18 protein-coding genes are annotated in these 23,741 nt (G+C 31.5%); 7 read left to right on the plus strand and 11 right to left on the minus strand.

Annotated elements, in window-relative coordinates; genetic code table 11:
* Positions 1-129: 129 nt before the first annotated feature.
* Complete coding sequence (gene atpD, locus AC1XJX_RS01450) at positions 130-1,638, plus strand: F0F1 ATP synthase subunit beta (protein WP_482002180.1); 1,509 nt, start codon at positions 130-132, stop codon at positions 1,636-1,638.
* A 74-nt stretch (positions 1,639-1,712) separates the two neighbouring features.
* Complete coding sequence (locus AC1XJX_RS01455; RefSeq protein ID WP_482002181.1) at positions 1,713-1,991, plus strand: F0F1 ATP synthase subunit delta/epsilon; 279 nt, start codon at positions 1,713-1,715, stop codon at positions 1,989-1,991.
* 65 nt (positions 1,992-2,056) lie between these two features.
* Here AC1XJX_RS01455 and AC1XJX_RS01460 read toward each other — a convergent pair whose 3' ends face one another.
* The 6 genes from AC1XJX_RS01460 to AC1XJX_RS01485 all read right to left on the minus strand — a co-directional run bounded on the left by AC1XJX_RS01460 (position 2,057) and on the right by AC1XJX_RS01485 (position 5,674).
* Positions 2,057-2,500 carry a LexA family protein gene (locus tag AC1XJX_RS01460; RefSeq protein ID WP_482002182.1) on the minus strand — a complete coding sequence of 148 codons (444 nt, stop codon included), beginning with the start codon at positions 2,498-2,500 and terminating at the stop codon, positions 2,057-2,059.
* Positions 2,501-2,611: 111 nt separating this feature from the next.
* Positions 2,612-3,871 carry a Y-family DNA polymerase gene (locus tag AC1XJX_RS01465; RefSeq protein ID WP_482002183.1) on the minus strand — a complete coding sequence of 420 codons (1,260 nt, stop codon included), beginning with the start codon at positions 3,869-3,871 and terminating at the stop codon, positions 2,612-2,614.
* A 78-nt stretch (positions 3,872-3,949) separates the two neighbouring features.
* Positions 3,950-4,399, minus strand: coding sequence for a DUF3157 family protein (locus AC1XJX_RS01470; RefSeq protein WP_482002184.1), 450 nt, complete (start codon positions 4,397-4,399; stop codon positions 3,950-3,952).
* Between the two features lie 37 nt (positions 4,400-4,436).
* Positions 4,437-4,643 (minus strand): helix-turn-helix domain-containing protein, encoded by a 207-nt coding sequence (locus AC1XJX_RS01475; protein WP_482002185.1) that lies wholly within the window; start codon positions 4,641-4,643, stop codon positions 4,437-4,439.
* A gap of 3 nt (positions 4,644-4,646) precedes the next feature.
* On the minus strand, positions 4,647-5,171 hold the full coding sequence (locus tag AC1XJX_RS01480; RefSeq protein WP_482002186.1) for a DUF2975 domain-containing protein: 525 nt from the start codon (positions 5,169-5,171) through the stop codon (positions 4,647-4,649).
* Between the two features lie 2 nt (positions 5,172-5,173).
* On the minus strand, positions 5,174-5,674 hold the full coding sequence (locus tag AC1XJX_RS01485) for a DUF2975 domain-containing protein (RefSeq protein WP_482002187.1): 501 nt from the start codon (positions 5,672-5,674) through the stop codon (positions 5,174-5,176).
* 112 nt (positions 5,675-5,786) lie between these two features.
* Between AC1XJX_RS01485 and AC1XJX_RS01490 the strand changes: the two genes are divergently transcribed.
* From AC1XJX_RS01490 to AC1XJX_RS01500, 3 genes are all read left to right on the plus strand, one after another.
* Positions 5,787-6,206, plus strand: coding sequence for a putative signal transducing protein (locus AC1XJX_RS01490; RefSeq protein WP_482002188.1), 420 nt, complete (start codon positions 5,787-5,789; stop codon positions 6,204-6,206).
* Between the two features lie 73 nt (positions 6,207-6,279).
* Positions 6,280-8,100, plus strand: a complete 1,821-nt coding sequence (locus AC1XJX_RS01495) for a TonB-dependent receptor plug domain-containing protein (protein ID WP_482002189.1) — start codon at positions 6,280-6,282, stop codon at positions 8,098-8,100.
* 155 nt (positions 8,101-8,255) lie between these two features.
* The gene (locus AC1XJX_RS01500; RefSeq protein WP_482002190.1) at positions 8,256-9,125 is read left to right on the plus strand and encodes a cupin-like domain-containing protein; all 870 of its coding nucleotides are present in this window, start codon (positions 8,256-8,258) and stop codon (positions 9,123-9,125) included.
* On the opposite strand, the gene AC1XJX_RS01505 is transcribed toward AC1XJX_RS01500, so the two are convergent.
* The gene (locus AC1XJX_RS01505; RefSeq protein WP_482002191.1) at positions 9,115-9,588 is read right to left on the minus strand and encodes a regulatory protein RecX; all 474 of its coding nucleotides are present in this window, start codon (positions 9,586-9,588) and stop codon (positions 9,115-9,117) included. The genes AC1XJX_RS01500 and AC1XJX_RS01505 overlap by 11 nt on opposite strands.
* 110 nt (positions 9,589-9,698) lie before the next feature.
* On the opposite strand from AC1XJX_RS01505, the gene AC1XJX_RS01510 reads away from it, so the two are divergent.
* Both AC1XJX_RS01510 and AC1XJX_RS01515 read left to right on the plus strand, forming a co-directional pair.
* On the plus strand, positions 9,699-12,017 hold the full coding sequence (locus AC1XJX_RS01510; RefSeq protein ID WP_482002192.1) for a lamin tail domain-containing protein: 2,319 nt from the start codon (positions 9,699-9,701) through the stop codon (positions 12,015-12,017).
* 390 nt (positions 12,018-12,407) lie between these two features.
* Complete coding sequence (locus tag AC1XJX_RS01515) at positions 12,408-16,544, plus strand: PKD domain-containing protein (RefSeq protein ID WP_482002193.1); 4,137 nt, start codon at positions 12,408-12,410, stop codon at positions 16,542-16,544.
* A gap of 68 nt (positions 16,545-16,612) precedes the next feature.
* On the opposite strand, the gene AC1XJX_RS01520 is transcribed toward AC1XJX_RS01515, so the two are convergent.
* From AC1XJX_RS01520 to gdhA, 4 genes are all read right to left on the minus strand, one after another.
* The gene (locus AC1XJX_RS01520; RefSeq protein WP_482002194.1) at positions 16,613-19,024 is read right to left on the minus strand and encodes a TonB-dependent receptor; all 2,412 of its coding nucleotides are present in this window, start codon (positions 19,022-19,024) and stop codon (positions 16,613-16,615) included.
* A 3-nt stretch (positions 19,025-19,027) separates the two neighbouring features.
* Positions 19,028-19,747, minus strand: coding sequence for a DNA repair protein RecO (gene recO, locus AC1XJX_RS01525; protein ID WP_482002195.1), 720 nt, complete (start codon positions 19,745-19,747; stop codon positions 19,028-19,030).
* Positions 19,747-22,098, minus strand: a complete 2,352-nt coding sequence (gene porZ, locus AC1XJX_RS01530) for a type IX secretion system anionic LPS delivery protein PorZ (protein WP_482002196.1) — start codon at positions 22,096-22,098, stop codon at positions 19,747-19,749. Before porZ ends, recO begins: the two co-directional genes overlap by 1 nt.
* A 120-nt stretch (positions 22,099-22,218) precedes the next feature.
* The gene (gene gdhA, locus AC1XJX_RS01535; protein ID WP_482002197.1) at positions 22,219-23,562 is read right to left on the minus strand and encodes an NADP-specific glutamate dehydrogenase; all 1,344 of its coding nucleotides are present in this window, start codon (positions 23,560-23,562) and stop codon (positions 22,219-22,221) included.
* Positions 23,563-23,741 lie beyond the last annotated feature (179 nt).

Below are 23,741 nucleotides of genomic sequence, written 5' to 3' on the forward strand. Positions count from 1 at the left end.
CAAGGTGCTTTTTTATTGGAAAAAACCTAAAAAAACAACTTTATTTTTAAATTAAAAAAATTATCTTTGCACGCGAAAACATAAACTGTTCTCATTCAATTAAAACGCATAATATTAAACATATAAGTAATGTCTAAAGTTACAGGTAAAGTTGCACAAATAGTAGGACCGGTTATCGATGTTGAATTCGCTGCTGGTTCAGAACTTCCAAAAATTTATGATTCATTAGAAATTAAAAGACCTGATGGTTCTTTGTTGGTACTAGAAGTACAATCACACATTGGTGAAGATACTGTACGTACTATTGCAATGGACTCTTCTGATGGTTTAAGTAGAGGAACCGAAGTTTCTGCAACAGGAGCTCCAATACAAATGCCAATTGGTGATGCTGTTTACGGACGTTTATTTAATGTAATTGGAGATGCCATTGATGGTCTTGGAAATTTACCAAAAGCTGGAGACGCTGGGTTACCAATTCACCGTCAAGCTCCTAAATTTGAAGACTTATCAACTTCTACTGAAGTTTTATTTACAGGTATTAAAGTAATCGATTTAATTGAGCCTTATGCAAAAGGTGGTAAAATTGGTTTATTTGGTGGTGCTGGTGTAGGTAAAACAGTACTAATACAAGAGTTAATTAACAATATAGCTAAAGGTCACGGTGGTTTATCAGTATTTGCTGGCGTAGGAGAAAGAACTCGTGAAGGAAATGACCTTTTAAGAGAGATGTTAGAATCAGGAATTATTCGTTATGGTGAAGATTTCATGCATTCTATGGAAGATGGTGGATGGGATTTATCTAAAGTTGATAAAGCAAAGATGAAAGAATCTAAAGCCACTTTCGTGTTCGGACAAATGAATGAACCACCAGGAGCACGTGCGCGTGTTGCTTTATCTGGTTTAACAATTGCTGAATATTTCCGTGATGGTGCTGGAGAAGGACAAGGAAAAGATGTACTTTTCTTCGTAGATAACATTTTCCGTTTTACACAAGCTGGATCAGAAGTATCTGCATTATTGGGTCGTATGCCTTCTGCGGTTGGTTACCAACCAACATTAGCAACAGAGATGGGTGCTATGCAAGAGCGTATTACTTCAACTAAAAGAGGTTCTATTACATCTGTACAAGCGGTTTACGTACCTGCGGATGATTTAACAGATCCTGCTCCTGCTACAACATTTGCGCATTTAGATGCTACAACTGTATTATCTCGTAAAATTGCGGAGTTAGGTATTTATCCTGCGGTAGATCCATTAGATTCTACTTCAAGAATTTTAACTGCTGATATTTTAGGAAAAGAACATTATGATTGTGCACAACGCGTAAAAGAGTTATTGCAACGTTACAAACAATTACAAGATATTATTGCCATTCTTGGTATGGAAGAATTATCTGAAGAAGATAAACTAGCTGTATCTAGAGCAAGACGTGTACAGCGTTTCTTATCACAACCATTCCACGTAGCAGAACAATTTACTGGTATCCCTGGAGTATTAGTTGATATTAAAGAAACTATAAAAGGTTTTAACATGATTATGGATGGTGAGTTAGATCACTTACCAGAGTCTGCATTCAACCTTAAAGGTACTATTGAAGAAGCTATTGAGGCAGGAGAAAAAATGCTTGCTGAAGCATAAAACTTAGTCCACAGTAATCAGTCTGCATTATGCAGTGACTGAAGACTGAAGACTGCAAACTAAAGACTTAAAAAATGTATTTAGAAATTGTATCACCAGAAGCAACTTTATTTAACGGAGAAGTAACTAGCGTTGCTGTACCTGGCGTTAATGGGGAGTTTGAAATGTTAAATAATCACGCACCAATCGTATCTATTTTAAAAGAAGGGTTTGTTAAAATTTCAGGAAGTATAGAGTTAGAAGATGCTGTTAAAAATAAATTTACTAAAAACGATAAAGGTGTTACTTTATTAAAAATAAATTCTGGTACTTTAGAATTGAAAAATAATAAATTGATAGTTTTAGCAGACTAATAATAAATAAAATTTAAATAAAAAAAAGCGAAGTTGAATCTTCGCTTTTTTTTTATGAATTATTTTTAATAAACTTTTTTAATGACATTAGTAACGATACCCCATATAATAAAATCGTTTTCTTGTGTGATTTTTATACTCGGGTAATCGGGATTTTCAGGTTGCAGCCAAAGCCCTTCTTTATCTATTTTTAACCGCTTAACGGTAAACTCACCATCTAAAAAACATACCGCAATTTTATTATTAGCAGGCTCTAAACTTTTATCTATTACTAGTAAATCATTATCGTTAAGCCCTGCTCCTACCATAGATTGCCCACTAACACGTGCAAAAAAAGTAGCTTCTTTATTTTTAACAAGCTCGTTGTCTAGAGACAAACGTTCTTCTGTAAAATCTTCTGCAGGTGAAGGAAAACCAGCGGAAATTCCGGTATTAAAAAAATTAGCTCCTGAGTTTTTTGTGATTTTTGGAGTAAAAAAGATTAGATTTTCAGATTTGTGAAGTATCATTTTTTTATCGTGGTTTTATTTTTTTTACGTTAGGGATTGAAGCGGCATCCTTTTTTGAGGTACGAAAAAAAGATATAGCGTAAAGCCCGACCCTTTTGGGTAACGCCTAAATTAACATTTTACTTTTATTATATTATTAATATTGGTTGTATATCTTGGAGATAATCGCTCCTGACGCATTTTCCAAGTACGTTTTAAATCTTGATTCCCTAATCTTATTTTATGATTTTTGTATTTTTTATTTAAGCCATCAATAGCAAACATGAGCGATTTATGTTTTGGGTTTTCATGCTCAAAAATATCCAACTGATAATTATCATTAGGAACTAATCCGGCAACTATAACACCCGCGCGCTTATATTTTATACCACTTTTAAAAATAGTTTTAACTGCTTTTACAGCTTCATTACTTATAATTAATGATGAATCTGTTGGATAAGGTAAACTTACTTGTACGCTCGCTCTATGCTGCTCTAAATCTTTTTTATGTCTATCACTTCTCAACATAACAATGATGACGTGACAACTAGAACCTTGTTTACGTAGCTTCTCTGAACAATGGGTTGCAAACGTAGAGATACGTTCTTTAATATTATCAATATCTGAATAGGTATATTCGAAACTTCGAGTGGTAGCGATAACTTTTTTGTTTTTGGGTTCATCTAATCGTATTTTAGAATCACCTTCTAAATCCTTTTTAAGTTTCCATTCGGTTATTGAAAAATTTTTACGAACCCAATCGTCTGGTAGCTGTATAAAATCTAATGCTGTTTTGCAGCCTTTAACATGAAGCCTTTTTGCTAAACGACCGCCAATACCCCAAACATCTTCAATTTTAGTCCATTTTAAAGCTTTAATTCTTTTTTCATCAGAATCTATTACATAAACACCGTTGGTCTCTTTAGGAAATTTTCTAGCAATTTTATTGGCTACTTTACTTAAAGCTTTTGTTGGCGCTATACCCACGCACGTAGGAATACCTGTCCATTTTAAAACGCGTTTTCGTATTTGAATGCCGTAATCATTAAAATTATAATTATCAAATCCTTTAAACTCCAAAAAAGCTTCATCAATACTATAAACCTCAAGATTGGGTGTAAAATGTTCTAAAATTTTCATTACCCTACTACTCATATCTCCGTACAAAGGATAATTAGACGAAAACACTTGGATGTTATTTGCTTTACAAAAAGCTTCCCATTTAAAAATAGGAGCTCCCATAGGCAAACCAAGAACTTTAGCTTCATCACTTCGTGAGATAACACAGCCATCATTATTGCTTAAAATAGCGATGGGTTTATGACGTAAGTTAGGGTTAAAAACACGTTCACAAGACGCATAAAAATTATTACAATCTACTAGGGCATACATGCTAGTAAAGATATAAAGTACGCCTTTAAAAATTTAGCATTGTTAATAAAATTCTATGTTAAAAAATAAATTTAAAATTTAAAAAAGCTTTCCGTTTTCTATAATGGAATTACCAACACGCTTATAAGTTACACGTTTTCCGTTAGCACAAAAATCGTATATGCCTTTAGATTTTTGCTCGGATACGGATAGTAACAACACATCATCAACACTGCATTTATAATCTTTAGCTACCTTTAATTTAACATGACTCATGGTGGCACGACCTTTTTTAAGTTGATTTTGTATTTTGTTATCTAACTCGGGTTCTTTAAAATCCGCAGGAAGCTCACAACTTTTGTTTTTACTAGATTTTGCAACCTCTTTTACTATGTTATTCCCTTTTGGTGTTTCGGCATCTATATACTCCCAAGTAAAATCGGCTTTTAGCAAAACGCGTCGGCCATCATCTGTTTTTACAATGTGGTTGTTTTGTGAGAAAGCAAAACTTGAAACAATAAATAAAATAATAAAGTAAGCGTTTTTCATGAAGAATTTGTTTTATAGTATTCCAAAAATACAAAAACTAATCTTCAACATACTCTAAAATATCAGCTGGCTGGCAATCTAATGCTTTGCAAATAGCTTCTAAAGTAGAAAACCGTACTGCCTTAGCTTTACCTGATTTTAAAATAGATAAGTTTGCAGGGGTTATATCAATAATTTCAGCCAATTCGTTGCTCTTCATGTTACGTTTGGCTAACATTACATCTAAGTTTACTATTATTGGCATGATTTATATGGTTAATTCGTTTTCTTCTTCAGCCTCTTTTCCTCGCTTAAATATTTCAGCCAATAAATAAAACCCTAACCCACAAGGGATAAGTATAGAAATTTCTGTTTTCAATAAATTAAAAACATTAAAAGTAGAGGTTCCAACGGTAGCTAATAAAAAGCGTAATACTGATACGTTAATGGTATAACAAATAAAAATATCTCCTATTTTTTTAAAATATTTGATATTATTTTCACTGAAAAAATTCCCGTTTTCTACTTCTTTCAGAATACACAAAAAATAAGTAAAACCATAAATAAGGTAGCCTCTCCAAAAAAAGAGTCCAGCACTTATAGCATAATAACTCCATTGAATAACGTTTTGCGACGTGAACCAACTATCACTCTTATTGGCTATTTTGGCCCAATTTTGAAACGCTTTAAATTGATTAAAATCAAACTCGCGCATATCATTAAGCAAAATAGATACGGATGCTAATAAAACCACATACGTAATAATAGAGAGTATTTGAGTATTATCCTTCATAATTATACAGTTAAATCGTTTTCCTCCTTTGCGTGTTTCGCTACTTTAAATGCTTCACCAATTACCAAAAAAAATAAACCTAAACATACTAGCATTAAATAAGGACTTATACCGAGATTGAATTTTAATTCATTTTTAATAACTAATCTTGCTATGAAAAACAAAACAGATCCACCAATTCCTATTACGGAAAGCAAATAACCAATTTTATGGAAATTGGTTATCACATCTACGTGAAATGGTTTTGCTTGCTGAAAATATCTTAAAATTTTTCTAAACAAATACAAACAATAAATCCCAACAAAACAAATAACTATTAATAACAATCCAAATATTTGTATGGTAACGGGAGCTTTATTTTTATCCGTATCAAAAACCATATCTAATGATTCGGGATTTATGAACATAAAAAAACTAAAAAAAAGTAATAATGCTATCAAAGGAATGCAGGTGAAAATCCAAATAAAATCAAGTAAACTTTTTAGGATAATTAACTTTCTCATTTTAAAATTATTGTTTAACGATAACAAATGTATAAAAAATTATTGATAAACAATAATTAATAACAAAATTCATATTTAAAAAATTATAAAAGTTCTTGTTACCTTTGTATTTATGAGTGATACTTTTAAAACCATTGCTAGATTTCAATATTCTACCGAAGCTCAAATTATAAAAGGCCGACTGGAAGCAGAAGGTATTGAAGTTTTTCTTTCGGATAACTTAACTATTGATACAGACCCACTCGTTAGTCATGCTATTGGAGGCGTGAAAATAAAAGTGCTATCCAAGGACGCCTTAAAAGCACAACATATTTTAGAGTCGATACAAAAATTCTCATTGGATGATAATGGCAACGCCATACATTGCCCAAACTGTAAGGGTGATGAGATTCATTTATTTTCTACAATTAAAGATTTTAAATCGTTTTTTGCATTTCTATTAGGGTTTATATCTGGCACACTACCTTTTTATTCTAAAGACAAGTATAAATGTAATAGTTGCGATACCGAATTTAATTTAACCACCAACTAAAAGCAATAAAGCGGTTTTAAACTCAAGTTTTGTTTAACTTTTTATACCTTTGTTCGCTTAAAAATACACCAAAATGCCAAAATTAAAACTAGTTTTAATCATAATATACCTTGTAAATGCTTTTGTTTTTTCTCAAGAGCAACAACCAAAACAAGCTTTAGATACCATTGTAATAGCTTCAACAAGAATCGATTTACCTTTTAAAGAAAACTCTAGAACCATTGATATCATTACTTCAGAAGATATTAAAAATAGTGCTACCAATAATTTAGCAGATTTATTACAACAAGTCGCTGGCGTAGATATAAGACGCCGTGGTACTGCCGGTAGTCAAGCAGATTTATATATTAGAGGTGGTAGTTTTGATCAAACACTTTTACTTATAGATGGTATAAAAATGGACGATGCACAAACTGGGCATCATACCATGAATGCCTCTTTACCTATAGAAGTTATTGAGCGTATTGAAATTATTAAAGGTCCTGCTGCTCGTGTTTTTGGACAAAATGCCTTTACAGGTGCTATTAATATTGTAACTAAAAAAGAGTTAAAAAACTCGGTTTCTGCAAATGTAGAAACTGGCTCTTTTGGGCAGTTAAATGGTTCTTTAACAGTTGGTACCGATTTAGAAAACTCATCTCATATTATCCATATTGGAAAATTAACATCTGCTGGTTACAGAAATAATACAGATTATGAGAATTCTAACTACTTCATTAAAAGTGTTTTTAATAAAAATGTGCAGCCTATTGAGATGATTGCTACTTTTTTAGATAGAAATTTTGGAGCAGAAAACTTTTATACCACCAACCCCACTTTTAATGAATATGAAGAAACGCAAAATAGTTTAATTGCCTTTACTTCAGAATTTAAAAATGAAAGATTAAAAATAAGACCTCGCGTATATTGGAAACGAAATCAGGATATGTTTTTATTACGCCGCAACGATCCTGGTTTTTATAGAAACTTACATATTACAGATAAAATGGGTGCCGAAGTTAATGCTTCTTACTCATCTGCCATTGGGGTAACTGGTTTTGGAGTAGATGTTTCTAAAATTTATATCCGTAGCAATAATTTAGGTAATAGAAACCGTTTTATGACCAATATGTTTTTAGAACACCGTTTTAAATTATTAAACGATAAACTTGATGTAACTCCTGGTGTTGCTGTTACTTATTTTTCTGATTTTAAATTTCATGTATTTCCAGGTATAGATGTTGGTTACAAATTAACTAACAATTTTAAACTTTATGGTAACGCAGGTTATACTTACAGAATACCAACCTATACAGATTTATTTTACAGAGATCCTGCTACAGAAGGTAACCCAGATTTAAAACCTGAAGAAGCACTTTCTGGTGAGTTAGGCGCAAAATATAACACACCAAAATTTACTGGGTCGTTTGCATTTTTTTACAGAGATGCTAGTAAATTAATTGATTATGTAAAGGATATTGAAACCGATCCTTTTATGGCTACAAACCTAAGAGATTTATATACTAAAGGGTTTGAAGTGAATACGAGTTATAATTTTAAAATGAATAATTTAAATCAAAACCTATCCGTTGGATATGTGTTTATTGAAGATGAAGTAGCCGATTTAAACCTAAACTTTTCTAGATATAGCATCAACTCATTAAAGCATCATTTTACCTCGCGTTTAAGCACACAACTCATAAAACATTTAAATTTTAATGTGATATACAAACATGCTGAACGTACAGAAGGTTTAAGCTATAATGTTTGGGATGCTTCCATTGTTTTAACTTCAAAACAATTTGAGTTTACAGCCATAGCAAGTAATATTTTTGATGCCGATTATATAGAGAGTGGAATCATACCTATGCCGCCAAGCAATGTGTTGTTTGGTGTGCGTTATAAGTTTAATTAATAAACTTTGCTTTTGTGTTAGGGATAGCAGCGTAAAGCCATAGCGAGGAACGAGCGCGGACTTGGAGCGAATAGCCCGACCCTATAGGAAACGCCCAAAATACTATTTTAAATATGGTAACGTTTCCTTAACTTTATATTTCTAAATCTGAAACTTTGTCGTTAAACTTACAAGACATTCCGCGAGTAAAAACTATTACTAAGGAGGACTTTTTAAAACACTATTTTAAACCCCAAAAACCAGTGGTTATAGAACGTTTTATTGAGGATTGGCCAGCTTATAAAAAGTGGAATTTAGACTACATGAAATCTGTTGGTGGCAATATTACAATCCCACTTTATGATAATAGACCCGTTGATTATAAGGATGGTTTTAACCAAGCGCATGCAAAAATGAAATTGGCAGATTATATAGATTTGCTAAAACGCGAGCCTACCAAATACCGCATTTTTTTATGGAATGCCATTAAAGAAATTCCGCAGTTACAAAAAGATTTTACGTTTCCAGATTTTGGGTTACGCCTAATGAAAGGCATTCCTATGCTCTTTTTTGGCGGACGCGATTCGTACACCTTTATGCATTACGATATTGATTTGGCTAACATTTTCCATTTTCATTTTGAAGGCGAAAAGCAAATTATTTTATTCGACCAAAATCAAAATAAGTACTTATACAAAGTACCGCACGCTTTAATTACCCGTGAAGATATTGATTTTAATAACCCCGATTTTGAAAAATGGCCAGCTTTAAAAAAAGCAACTGGCTGGACTTGTAAGCTTAACCATGGCGAAGTATTGTATATGCCCGAAGGTTATTGGCATTACATGCGTTATATAACTCCGGGTTTTTCTATGAGTTTACGTGCTATTGCTAGAAACCCTAAAAACTTAAGTAAAGCTGTTTACAATGTATTTATTATGCGCAATATAGATAATGTAATGCGCCGTTTAAAAGGCCAAAAATGGATAGATTGGAAGAATAAACAAGCCATAATTAAAACACACCAAAATGGCATTAGGGGATAAGCTCTTTGGCTTTATCATACACTAAATGCGTTTCCCAGCCTTTATACAACAGATAGTCGACTAATTTCTTCCGTTTCTTAAAAACATTGGGTTCTCGAATAGAATTTGCTTTTTTTTCAGCTAATATGTTAAAAACCTCGATATAATCCTCATTTGCTATTTCTGTAAGTGCTTGATTTATATTAACTTTGCTAATGTCTTTTTTCTTAAGTTCGTAAGAAATTCGGCGGAGTCCCCAACTCTTAATTCTAAACTTACCTCGAACAAATGTTTTGGCAAAACGTTCTTCATTAAGAAAGTTATGTTTAAGCAAGTGTACTATAATTATATCGATAGCTTCGGGTATCATGTGCATAGACTCTAGTTTTTGCTTTACTTCTTGATGGCACCGTTCTTGATACGCGCAATAATGTTCCAATTTTTTTGTGGCCTCTTGTACCGTATATGTTTTTTTTGACTCCATAGGATGCATCAAAAATAACAATTGAAATAGTAATTAAAAATATTAAAACTCATAAAACCCAAATCTTAGATATTACAATCTTACTAAAATGAAAAAAATCACTCTCACATATGAAAAAAATCACTCTCACAAAATCTATTACTTTTTTTATTGCGTTTATTAGCGGCCTGAATTTAGGATTTGGGCAAATGTCTGATTTAATTATTTCTGAATATGGAGAAGGCACAAGTAATAATAAATACATTGAGATCTTCAATGGTACCGGATCTGATATTAATTTAGCAAATTATCGAATATGGAGGGTTTCTAATGGTGGAATATGGCCAGAAGCCATAATCAGCTTAACTGGAACATTATCTAATGGTAATACTTATATTATTGCCAACAATTCTGCTAATCCTATAATTTTAGCAGCTGCAAATTTAGTGTCAGGAGTAGTTTCTTGGAATGGAAATGATGCAGTTGGTTTAGCTAAAGATGATGGTACTGGAACATTTATTTTAATTGATTCTGTGGGAACTGATGGAACTGACCCTGGGATTGGATGGGATGTAGCCGGAACTACAAATGCAACAAGAGATTATACTTTAGTTAGAAAAAACAATATCTGTAGTCCTAATACAAATTGGATAGATTCTTCAGGAACTACAATGGATAATAGTGAATGGATAGTTTTAGCTAGTGACGACTGGTCTGATTTGGGAACACACGCTACATTTTGTTGTATTTTTATTTCAACATGGTCTTCGGGCGCTTGGGATAATGGAACGCCATCGTCATCAACCATTGCAATAATTGATGACGATTTTATAGCAACTTCTTTAAATAGTTTTACTGCTTGTAGCTTAATAGTCAACTCAGGTAATGAATTAATTGTTGCTAATGGTGGATATATAGAAATTATAAACGATGTTACTGTAAATGGTAATTTAATTGTTCAAACTCAAGGAAATTTTAAGCAAACTGATGACTTAAGTACATTTACTTTAAATGGTACTTCTAGTGTAATTAAACAAACTGCAACTAAAAATGCTTGGTATTATTATACCTATTGGAGTTCGCCTGTTGTAGATGAAACTGTTGCTGGAGCTTTCCCAGATGCGCCAGGGGATAGACGCTTTAGGTTTAACGCTACTAACTATTTAGATACCGATGGTAATGATATTGATGATGATGGTAATGATTGGACGATTGCTCCAGGTGGAGAAGTTATGACTCCAGGTGTTGGATATGCGGCTACCGAAAGTAGGTTTCATATGCCTGGAGGTACAGGAACAGCGTCTTTTGAAGGACAATTTAATACTGGAAATATTACAACTGATATTTCCTATAATGCAGCAAACGTTGGAGAAAGCTGGAATTTTATAGGCAACCCATATCCTGGCGCTATAGATTTTGAAGCATTTCATACTGAAAACTCAGCCGTTATAGGCGGTGTTGCTTATTTTTGGTCGCAAGCATCTCCTCCAGATACAGGTAATGCTGGAAACCAACAACAAAATTTTAGTCAAAACGATTATGCTATGTATGCAGTTGGTGCAGGTTCAGGGGTTGCAGGCGGGGGTCTAGATATTCCAAACCAATATATACCATCAGCTCAAGGCTTTTTTATTGAAGGTTTAGATAACCAACCTGTAACCTTTACAAATGCTATGCGAATGGCAGATGCTACCAGTAATTCTTTGTTCTTTAAAAACGTGAATACTAAAAGTAAATCTACCACAAATTCGAATAAACTATGGGTTAATTTAACATCAGATAATGGCGTATTTAATCAAATATTAGTGGCTTATGTTGATGGTGCTACCAATAATGATGATGGCTCTTCTTATGATGCCAAAAGAATTTTAGCTACTAATTTTCCTGCTACATTATTTACAAATTCAGAAAATTCAGAAAAAAAACTTGCTATTCAATCAAGAGCAACCAGTAGCTTAAATACTGATGACGTTGTTAAACTTGGTTTTATTACCAATATTGATGTTGCTACTTTATACACCTTATCGTTAGCGAAATTTGAAGGAGATTTTTTAACAAACAACCCCATTTATTTAAAAGATAACTTATTAAATAGAGTACATAATTTAACAGATACCAATTATACGTTTACTTCTGAAGTTGGTGAGTTTAACAACCGGTTTGAAATTGTATTTAATGCAACGTTATTATCAAACACCAATTTTGCCTTAAACTCAAAAGCATTAAAAATTATGGAACTAGACAATGATCGAGTTCAATTTAGTACTTCTGAAAACTTAAACATTACAAACGTTGCTATATTTGATTTGTTAGGCAGACAGCTTTATAACTTTAAAGCCAACAATCAAAAGGAAAGTTTTAAGCTTTCTAATTTAAGTAGTACAGTTTATGTTGCAAAGGTAGAATTATCAAATGGCGCAGTAATAACTAAAAAAGCCATAAAAAAGTAAGTTTATTTGCTTCAAAAAACCGCTATTGTTTTACCAATAGCGGTTTTTTTATATCTAAATGTTTTTTTGGACAGCATAAGGATAAAAATACCAGAAAAATTATGGTTTAAATACCAAAAATTCAGTTGTAAAACACACATAAAAAACAACCAAAACCATTCGTCTATACTTATAAACAAATTCATCTACAGTAAATTGTTTTTAAACTAAAAACAAGATTGTATTCTTTTAGTCGCCTGTATCTTTGCTAAGTATCTAGTAATCAATTTGTTGAAATGCAAAAAACAACGATTAATAGATATAAAGTATAAAAACATCGATTAAAATCCCTCTCTAAAAAACGATCCCTCTAAGTTTTTAGATTAAAGCCCAATTTAAACTATTAACAACATGAATTTGAAAATTACATTAAATAAGAAAATCTTATTTGCACTCCTACTTTTAATTGGTGTAACAACTTTAACTCAAGCGCAAACTACAACCCAAATAACCTCAGACAATTTTGAAGAAGGTTTTGGTGATTGGAATGATGGAGGAGGAAATTCAGAAATAAGAGATAGTGGTTGGTCTTCATGCCTTAATGGCTCAAGTGGAAATAAATCTGTTCGTTTAAGAAATGGTAATTCTAGTTCAAAATTAACCTCTGATCCATATAATTTTTCTAATTACAGCTATGTTACCATAACATATAATTACGCGACAAATGATAAAATGGAAAATGATGAAGGATGGTTTATTGAATATAGCGATGATAATGGTAGTAATTGGGAAACTATTAAACAATACCGAAGCGGTGATAATTTTACAAAAAATATTTGTGTTTCTGACGAAGAAGTAACAATAACGCCATCTTCTACGATTAATTTTAACTCAAGCCAAATCTTAGTAAGATTCAGAAACAATTCTAATCGAGATGATGAACAATTATGGTTAGACAACATTGTAGTTAAAGGAATTGTAGATAATAGACAAGATTTATTCTTTGAAGATTTTGAGGATGAAAATCAAGGAGATACTTCTGGAACAGACCTGTATGGTACAGACTGGAATACAAACACACCAGGAGATATTCCAGCAAGATTTGAGGTTCGTAATGGAAACCATTTTGAAGTTGAAGATACGAAAAGAGATATAGCCTATTGGAAAACAGATATAATAAATATTTCTAACTATACCGATCTGGAATTAAGTGCTGATATTATTTTTTCTGGAGGTTTGGAAACATCAGGTAGCGATCTAGATTATATTAAATTTCAATATATTTTAAATGATAATGGAATTCTTGTTGATGTACCTGATGCTCAATTTTTCGGAGAACTAGCAGATGGTAACTACAGTAAACCTCTAACATCAATTACTGGCAATACCATAGAAATTTATATCTCATTTCTAAGTACCGCTAGTAATGAAACACATGAAATAGACAATGTTAGACTAAAAGGAAATTTTACTGCTATAGCTCCAATAGCTAATTTTTCAGCAGATAACACTACAACTTTTACGGGAGATGTGGTATCTTTTACTGATGAGTCAGAAAATAATCCAGCTTCTTGGGCATGGTCTTTTTCAAACCCAGCAAATATAACTTATGTTAACGGCACCTCATCAACTTCACAAAACCCACAAGTTACGTTTAATACTGCAGGTACTTATACAGTTACTTTAGTTGCCACTAATAGCATTGATTCTGATACGATAACTAAAATAGATTACATTACAGTTGTTACTGCCATTGATAATCCTGCAAGTTTTACAGTAAACCAATCAACTAATAATCCTTATACCTTTTTAGATTTAGCTGCCACTGCAAATGCTGATAGAGATAATATATTAGTAGCTTACAACACCACAAATAATTTTGGGATGCCAACAAGAGATGCTAATAATAACATTATATTAAATGGCGGTGGTACAATTATTTTTGAAGGAAATGCAAATGCTGTTAATAGCAATACTTTACCACAATTAAATCAAAACACAATTTACTATTTTAAAGCCTGGTCTGTATCTGCAGACAGCTTTTCTGTAGGTATAGAAGCAAATGGAACAACTGCTGCTGTTGAGCCACCTGCAAGTTTCGTAGTTACTGCAAGCACCATAAATAACAGCATAACATTTAATGCAGAAGCTAATAGCTTAAACGATAATTTAATGTTAGTTTACAATACTAATAATAATTTTGATACACCAGAAGATGGAATCTTTTATCAAAAAGATGATACTATTGGTAATGCAACAGTGTTATTAACCGCAGTAAATGTTGAGACTATTAATAACTACATACACGACCTTCTTCAATTAGATACTCGTTACTATTACAGAATTTATTCAATAGCTATAGGTATATGGTATTATTCTCAAGATGACAGAGAAGATGACGACATAACTATAGAAGGTTTTATTTGGCAAAATAATATAGATGGAGACAATCCAAATAGATTTAATCCATTTACCAATGGCGATCAGGTTATAGATAACATAACGGTATCAGGAATATCTAGAGGTGATGGTGTTGATGGTAATGATGATGATGATGATTACGAGGCTATAGGTTGGAGTGAGGCAGGAACCTTAGATATATCAAGAAATCAATATTTTGAGTTTACATTAACCCCAGATAGTGGTTACGAGATTAATTTTAAAGAATTCTTCTTTAATGCAGGTGATAGAAATGGAGATCTTGATTTTGTATTTAGATCTAGTATTGATAACTATGCATCTAACATTGGAGATGTATTAAATTCAGATGATGGTGGTACAAATATTGATTTAACTGGTGATGAATTTCAAAATATTTCTGAAGCTATTACTTTTAGAATTTATGGATGGAATGCTACACGAAGCGATACTGAATTTAGAATTCGAGATTTCGGTTTTAAAGGGACCCTATCAGAATATGCAACTTGGAACGGAACTAGCTGGGATAAAATACCTAATTTAGGTATGAAAGCGATACTTAATAGTGATTATAACACCAAAGTTGGTGGAGAACAAACAAGCTTTAGAAGTAAATCTTTAAAAGTTAATTCAGGCTATACCTTAACAGTAGATGATAATACTTTTGTTGAAGTAAACTATGATACTTTTGGAGAGGGTAATATTGTTGTTGAAACTAAAGGTGCTTTTGTACAAAGAAATGATGGTGAATTTAATTTAAACGGAACTTCTAAAGTAAACAAAAAGACTCCATTTAAAAACCAATGGTATTATTATACCTACTGGAGTTCACCTGTTGCTAACTTAGATATTAATATCCCTTTAGGAGATATTTGGAGTAAATTTTATCTTGATGCAGCGTCTTTAAGTTGGGTTAGAGCATCATCTGGAATCATGACTCCTGGAAAAGGTTATATTGCTAATAGTGCCGTAGGTCTAATAAATGGTGTGCATTCTGTAACTTTTGAAGGTGAATTTAATACTGGTGATATTTCAATTCCTGTTAATTATGATGTTGCGAGAGGGGATGAAAACTGGAATTTAATAGGAAACCCATATCCATCTGCTATTGATTTAAATCAATTCTTCGGAGCTAATAGTGATGTTATTCATGGTGTTGCTTACTTTTGGTCTCAAGAAACAGCGCCTGTTAATGGTCAATTTTCTTCAGCAGATTACATTCCATTTAATGCTACAGGAACTGTAAATTCAAGTACAGATTCAGAAAGATTCATTAACGGATTTGCGCCTACAGGACAAAGTTTTATTGTAATAAGTAAAGCATCTGGTAATGCTACATTTAATAATGACATAAGAATGGCAGACGTAACCAGTAATGCTCAATTCCATAAAACATCTAAAAATGTTCCACCAAAAGGTTTAACAAACACAGATGAAAAATTATGGGTTAATTTAACTGCTAATAATGGCACATTTAGCCAGGTTTTAGTTGGTTACGTTGATGGGGCAACAAATGAAGACGATGGTTTAACTTATGATGCTAAGAAACTATATGAAACTGGTGATTTTATTTATTCTACTATAGAAAATGTTTCTAAAAAATTTGTAATACAAGGTAAAGAAGCTGGTAGTTTAAATAGCAATGAGATTATTTCTTTAGGTTTTAAAAAATCTTCAGCTCAACAAGTATCATACACAATTTCTATTGACAAATTTGAAGGAGAGTTTTTATCAGGAAATACTGTTTATTTAAAAGATAATTTACTTAATATAACTCATAATTTATCTGAAGCTGAATACTCATTTACATCTGAAGCTGGAGAATTCAATGACCGTTTTGAGATTGTATTTAATAATGGTACTGTTTTATCAATTAATGATGTTGCTTTAAACTCAAATTCATTAAAAATCATTCAATTAGAAAATGATGATGTTCAATTTATAACTACTGAAAATTCTAATATAAAAACTATAACTATCTACGATTTATTTGGAAGACAGTTATATGATTTAAAAGGTAATAACCAAAGAGAAACATATAAACTAACAAATTTAAGTACTGCGGTATATGTTGTTAAAGTAGGACTATCAAATGGCGCAGTAATTACTAAAAAACAACTAATTAATTAAATAGCAAACACTAACCAATTTTATTACAAAACCTCTATTAATATATTATTAATGGAGGTTTTTCACTTTTACAAACTATATTTTAAAGATAAAATAAAGTTTCTTCCAGCTGCTGAAATACCAGAGGAATAAGTTCTATATCGTTGGTCTGAAATGTTTTCTATACTTGCCGTTATTGTGGTAGAATCGTTTATTTGATACTGTGTTCTTAAATTTATGGTGAACCAAGATGGGCTGTAAGGATTTCCATTAGCATCTAATGCATAGATATAATCTTTTTCAATCTCAGAAGGTGCTAATTGGTAAAATGATAATTCCCCATTGTAATTAGCAAAAAAATCTAACTTAAAATCGCGAAAATTCCAAATAAGATGAGAATTCCCAAAATTTGGAGCAGCATGTCTTACAGGCACTTCAACATCACCTTCTACTTCACTACCACCAATAATATTGTATTGAGATGTAAGCATCATGTTTTTAGAGATATTAACTTTAGCCCCCACTTCTAAACCATAAATCCAAGCTTTTGATGCATTTTGTATGGCTTGTACAGTACTTAATTCACCATCATAAATAATCGATGTTTCACCATTTAAATTATAATATCGTCTTACCAAAGCATTATCTAAATACGTATAATAGGTGTTTATATCCAATATAAATTTCTCATCAAAATTTAATTTCAAACCTAATTCACCACCATAAGCATATTCGGGCCTTAAAGTTTCATTAGGTACCACAACAGCGCCAGGTTCAGAATCAAAAACTTTACCTATATCATCAATATTTGGTGCCCTAAAAGCAGACGAAAGATTAAATTTCCATTGTATAGCTTTATTTGGTATCCAACTCATACCAGCAGTACCATTAAATGCTCCAGCATTATTTTTGGAAGCGTTAAAAGGCAAGTTTAAAAAGACATTATTTTCTGTAAAATCTGCTTTAGAAATCACATGATTAAAACGTAAACCTGATTGAAATATAAATTTAATATTGGGTTTATATTTTATACTTGTATAGGCTGCCATAGATTGCCAAGTAGAACCATTTGGATATCTTGAAACCGCAGGAATAATCGTATTAGTTTCGGTATTTTGTTCATCTCCAGTTGATTTTACTTTATTGAAAATATATTCTATGCCATAAAAAAATTCGGTTTTTGGGCTTAACGATTTCTCAAAATCTAAGTTAAAAGAGTAAGCATCAACGGCTTCTTCTCTTATATTTCTAGTGGTTGATTGAAAATCTCTATCAAACCTGCTCTCTTGAAAGTTTTGATAAGCCACAGTAGCTTTAATTTTATCGTATAAATTGGCGTTGCTACTTAATTTAGTTACTTGAAGATTTGACATAAACCATTTCTGAGGGCCATAATTCCATTCTGCAGAGCGCAATGTATTTCCTCGATATCTTATTAAACGATCATATCTAGAATAATCAGATGTAGCTGTATAAAACAACCCTAAATCGAAACCTAAATTTTCATTTGGTTTATAGTGTACTTTTTGCATTAAGTTTAATTGATTATAACCTGTTACTTTTTGCACTAAAGGATTGCTGTTTTTAACTATTTCATCACCATTATTGGTAGTAATTACAAATTCTGGTCTTAAATACTCGTTTGGTCCATGACTACCCATTCTTAAATCTCCAAAATCTGAAAAACTAGCATTGGTAAGAAATGCCCATTTTTTATAACCCAAATTAAAATCAAAATGCCCTGTTTTTTCATTACTAGCGCTAGCATATCTTACTATGGCATTTGATTTAAATAGTAAAGAATCTGTATAAGACAACATCGGTTTATGTGTATAAAAACTCATCACACCTCCAATTGCATCGCTACCATAAATAACAGAGCCAGAACCTAAAGTAACCTCTGTATTTTGAATTGAAAAAGGATCAATTGATATCACATTTTGTAAGTTACCACCTCTAAAAATGGCATTATTCATGCGCACACCATCAACCGTTATTAATAATCTGTTTGTTGAGAACCCTCTAATCATGGGACTTCCTCCTCCTAACTGACTTTTTTGAACATATACTTGCCCAGTATTTTCTAATAAATCAGCACTGGTTTGTGGGTTTGTAAATTCAATATTTTTAGAATTTATACTAATTATTTTCTGAGGAATATCTCTTTTATTTTGCTCGAATTTAGAAGCAGAAATAACTATTTCATTTAAATCTTGAGTATTAGCCTTTAAATACACCTTATTTAAATTACCTAATTCATTTTTTGTTATTGTTTTTAATTGATGAGATAAATGCTTGAAATAAATAAATTCATCATTTAAAAATTCATCTAAATCTGCTTCACCTCTAAAATTTGTAATCACACTTTTAGATTTATCTACATTATAGATAGCTACACCAAAAATAGGCTCTTTTGTTTGCGCGCTTAAAACTTTAATATTTTGGGCTAACAAAAATGATGTTGAGACCAAAAAAAAGATAAGTGCAAAAAATAATTTCATTGATTAGTTAAAAACTTGATTAAAAATTTTTAGTGATTTAGGGGTTTTAAAACCTCCTAAATGTAATTCAAAATATAACAACATAATGCTTAAAAAAGCCTGTCGCTGTTTTGAACTAATTTTCACTTCATAAATAGCATCAAAATTTGTGCCTAACAAGCGTTTTAGAAGTGTTAAATTTTTTCCAGATATGGTGTATTTATTAGTTGATTTTGATTCAAACTTACCTTCACTTAAATTAAAAAAAGGATACTCATTATTTGATTCATCAGGATAAAACCCTAAATACTTGGTTAATTTTAACAAGAATAATAAATGAAAATTTGAATACTCCGATTCTGAATCTAGCCAAAGCAAGGTGTTTTCTAGATAACTGTAAAGGGCCTCGTCTTGCTCTTCTTCTTTTAAAATATTTGATAACACTTCAGATAAAAACATCACGATCGAACTTTTTAAAACATTCGAGTGCAAACTGGAATATAAGTAACTCAATTTAGCTTCCTTAATAGAATGGAGGGAATGCTTGTTTTTATGAATAATAACAATTTGTAACTGGGTTAATAACTGAAAATAGGCCGCTTTAGAATTTCCTTTTTTACTTTTTAAAATACCTCTAAGTAAAAAACTTAAAACGCCTAACTCCTCAGTGTAACATTTTACAATGAGATCGTTATCGTTGTATTTTAATTTAGAAAGAACAATAGCATTGGTAGTTATAAGCATTATCTAACAACCATTAATTTTAAAACTTTAGTTTCAAAAGAATCTAAATCTGAAAGCATGATTAAGTAAACACCAGAAGCTACAACATTGTTTGCTAAATTTTTACCATTCCAATAAGCAGTACCTCCATCAATTTCTAAATTGTAACCATTATATCTTTGATTAACTCTAGATTGCGCTTCGGCTACTAAATTTCCTTCAATATCTGTAATTTTTATATTAACATTTTCTGAAATATCTTTGATTTTAATTTTTTCATCAACAATATTAAAATTAGGCCTTACGGGATTTGGGTAAGCATAAGCATCTGCTAATTCTTCTAAAGGACTTGAGCCACCAGAACGAAATGATACTAACCCTTTATTGGTAGCAATATAAACAATACCATTTACATCATCCAGAGCTATATCCCTGATACTGTTTGATGGTAACGGTGAGTTATCTTTAGTAAAATGAAAAATAGTATTTTGACCATCAGACGAGAAATAAAACAATCCTGAATCTGCAGTTCCTATCCATTTATTATTAGATCCATCTACTTTAATATCTGTAATTAATTGCTGAAATAATAACTCTTTTGCTATGCCGTCTTCTTCAATTATTATTTCTTCTACTCTTACATTATCATCCGTAAAAAAGTTTGATGTATTATATAAAACCCTAAGCCCTCTGAAAGTTCCTATCCATAATTGATTTCTTTTATCTAAAGCTAAGGCTGTTACTGCAGGAGAAGGCATGTTCTCATCCTCTTTAAATAAACCCTTTACTAATTCATTTCCATTATTCTCATTAAAACCTATAAAGCCAAAAGAAAAAGCAGAAGCTAGCCATTTTGTTTGATCATTTCCAATCACAATATCTGCAAAGCCATTATTGTCAAATGCCTCTGGAATAACTTCACTTAGAGAATATAATTTCCATTGGTTAGAAGTTGGATTAAATGATTTTAATTGATTTGGGACTAATCCATTAGTTGTCCATAAAAGGCCATTGTTATCAAATGATGATGCGCCCACTCTAATGTCTATATAATTAGGGTCGTTAGGTAAAATTAACGACTCTAAACCGCTATTAGTTTCATTGTATAAAAAAGTAGGGATTTCGTCATTAACTTCTAATAAGCCACTAAAAAAAGAACTAATAAAAACTTGATTACTATTTATTGGATTTATGGAAATAGCATTTAAACATTTTGCTTCAAAAACATCACTATAAGGTGTATTAATCCATTCATTATCAATTAAATGGCTAATACCCCTATTATTTAATGGGTATGGATTATAAAACAAATCATAATCACCAAAAGTAACCCACAAACCATTAGTTTCAGTTGTGAGTGAAAATGGAATATTTAATAATGGCCCATCTGGATGAACTTCCTCAAAAGTTGTTGGACTTTGAAGCGTTGTTTTTAACATTCCAAAATCCTTGGTCCCGATATACAAAAACTCAGCATCAATTTCAGCAGATGTAAATTGTGTGTTAAATGTGGTATCGGCAACAGAAACCTCGGAAATTATGTTAAAAGTAGCATCATAAACAAAAATATTATTCTGAGTTGTTACTATTAAATAATTACTTGTAGATCTTAAATCTAAAGGGGAATTTGCGTAAATGAATATTTGACTAATAACATCATTTTCAATTTGATAAATACTTCTATTTGTACTAGTAGCATATAGTTTATCGCTATTTGTTTGTATAGCTGTCCAGTTTCCTGAATTAATTAATTGCCAGTTTTGAAAATCAATCAAATTAGGATTTGAAATCAACCCTTTTTTTATACCATTTGCATCAAGACAAGAGGCATAAATGTAACCTTCAAAAATAGTGGTTTGAGTAACTTGAACTTGAGCACCCCCATTACCAATAAAATAAGTGTCGCCAAACTCTAATCTTTCTAAGTCAAAAACCGAAATGCCATAATTAGTAGAAATATAAACTACATTTTCAAAAGGGTTAAAATGATTGATTCTTTTATCGTTAGCAGGTATGGTTGGCTTATCAATAATATCAACAATTGTTAAAATATTATCATCATTATCTAATGCTATTTCGATAAGTCCGTTTTCATATCCTATTATTAGCAACTCATATATTTCACTGTAATAAATTGTTGAGATTGTTTCGCCAGAAAGCCCATTTATAGTCGTTATTTCTTCTAATTTTTTAGTGTCTTTATCTAATACAAATATGGCGTTATCTGCGGCTACATATATTCTATTATCACCTTCAGAAATATCTTTAATATTATTATAGGAAAAATGCCCTTGCCAAAGTGCAGAAAAATCTTGGCAAAAATTAAGTAGAGGTAATAGAAAAATGATTAATAAACTAAGCTTCTTTTGCATTGGCCTTTTTTGGATGTTCAAATATATTTATAAGTAACGAGTTTTAATTCAAAAAAATATATTATAAATAAAAAAAGCTCTCCAATTATGGAAAGCTTTTTCTAAATTTTATATAAGTTTTTAAACAATTCCTTGTGCTAACATCGCATCTGCTACCTTAACAAATCCTGCAATGTTTGCGCCTTTAACATAATCAACATAGCCATTTTCGTCGGTACCATATTCAATACATGATTTATGAATATCGGCCATGATATCTTTAAGTTTATTATCCACTTCTTCTCTTGTCCATTTATATCTTAAAGAATTTTGTGTCATTTCTAAACCAGATGTTGCTACACCTCCTGCATTAGATGCTTTTCCTGGTGCAAATAATATTTTCGCTTTATGAAAAGCCGCTATGGCTTCTTTAGTTGAAGGCATATTAGCACCTTCACTTACACAAATACAACCATTATCAAGAAGCATTTTAGCATCTTCTTCATTTAATTCGTTTTGGGTAGCACAAGGTAATGCGACATCACATTTAACTTCCCAAGGTGTTTTCCCTTTAATAAATTTAGCATTAGGGTATGATTCTAGATACTCACTTATTCTGCCTCTTTTTACATTTTTAAGCTCCATAATAAACGTAAGTTTATCTGTATCTATACCATCCGCATCATAAATATAACCTGATGAATCTGAAAGTGTTAAAACTTTCCCGCCCATTTGTATTACTTTCTCTGCCGCGTATTGTGCCACATTTCCTGAACCAGAAACTACAACCTGTTTCCCTTTAATAGAATCTCCTTTAGTTTCTAACATTTGTTGTGCAAAGTAAACATTGCCATAACCTGTTGCCTCTGGTCTGATTAAAGAACCTCCCCAAGACATGCCTTTACCCGTTAGAACTCCAGTAAATTCGTTTTGTAACTTCTTGTACATTCCAAAAAGATAACCTATCTCTCTGGTTCCTACTCCAATATCACCTGCTGGAATGTCAGTGTTAGGACCAATATATCTAAATAATTCACTCATAAAAGCATGGCAAAAACGCATGATTTCATTGTCACTTTTACCTTTAGGATCAAAATCACTACCTCCTTTCCCTCCCCCCATTGGTAAGGTAGTAAGGCTATTTTTAAAAACTTGTTCAAAAGCTAAAAACTTTAAGATACTTGCATTTACAGTTGGATGAAAACGCAAACCACCTTTATACGGACCAATAGCCGAATTCATTTGTACTCGATAACCTCTATTAACTTGAATTTCTCCTTTATCATCTACCCAAGAAACTCTGAATGAAATTAATCGTTCTGGTTCAACCATTCGCAATAGAATGTTTTTTCCATAATAAATATCATGTTCAACAATATAAGGAATTACAGTTTCTGCAACTTCTTCAACGGCTTGTAAAAACTCTGGTTCATGACCATTTCTTTCTTTAACAAGATCTAAAAATGCTTCAATATTACTTTTCATATACAGCTAAATTGTATTGTATTTTATTAAATTAATAATTTATCGCTACAAATATACGTTATCTTTAAAAATAATGGCTTTTATTTTTAAAATTCGCAATAGGTTTTTTCGTGATTTTTAATGAAATCTATTAATATTTGTTTGTTTAGCTAGTTTTTATATATTTGTTATTAATAATG

The sequence above is a fragment of the Flaviramulus sp. genome (assembly GCF_982512915.1).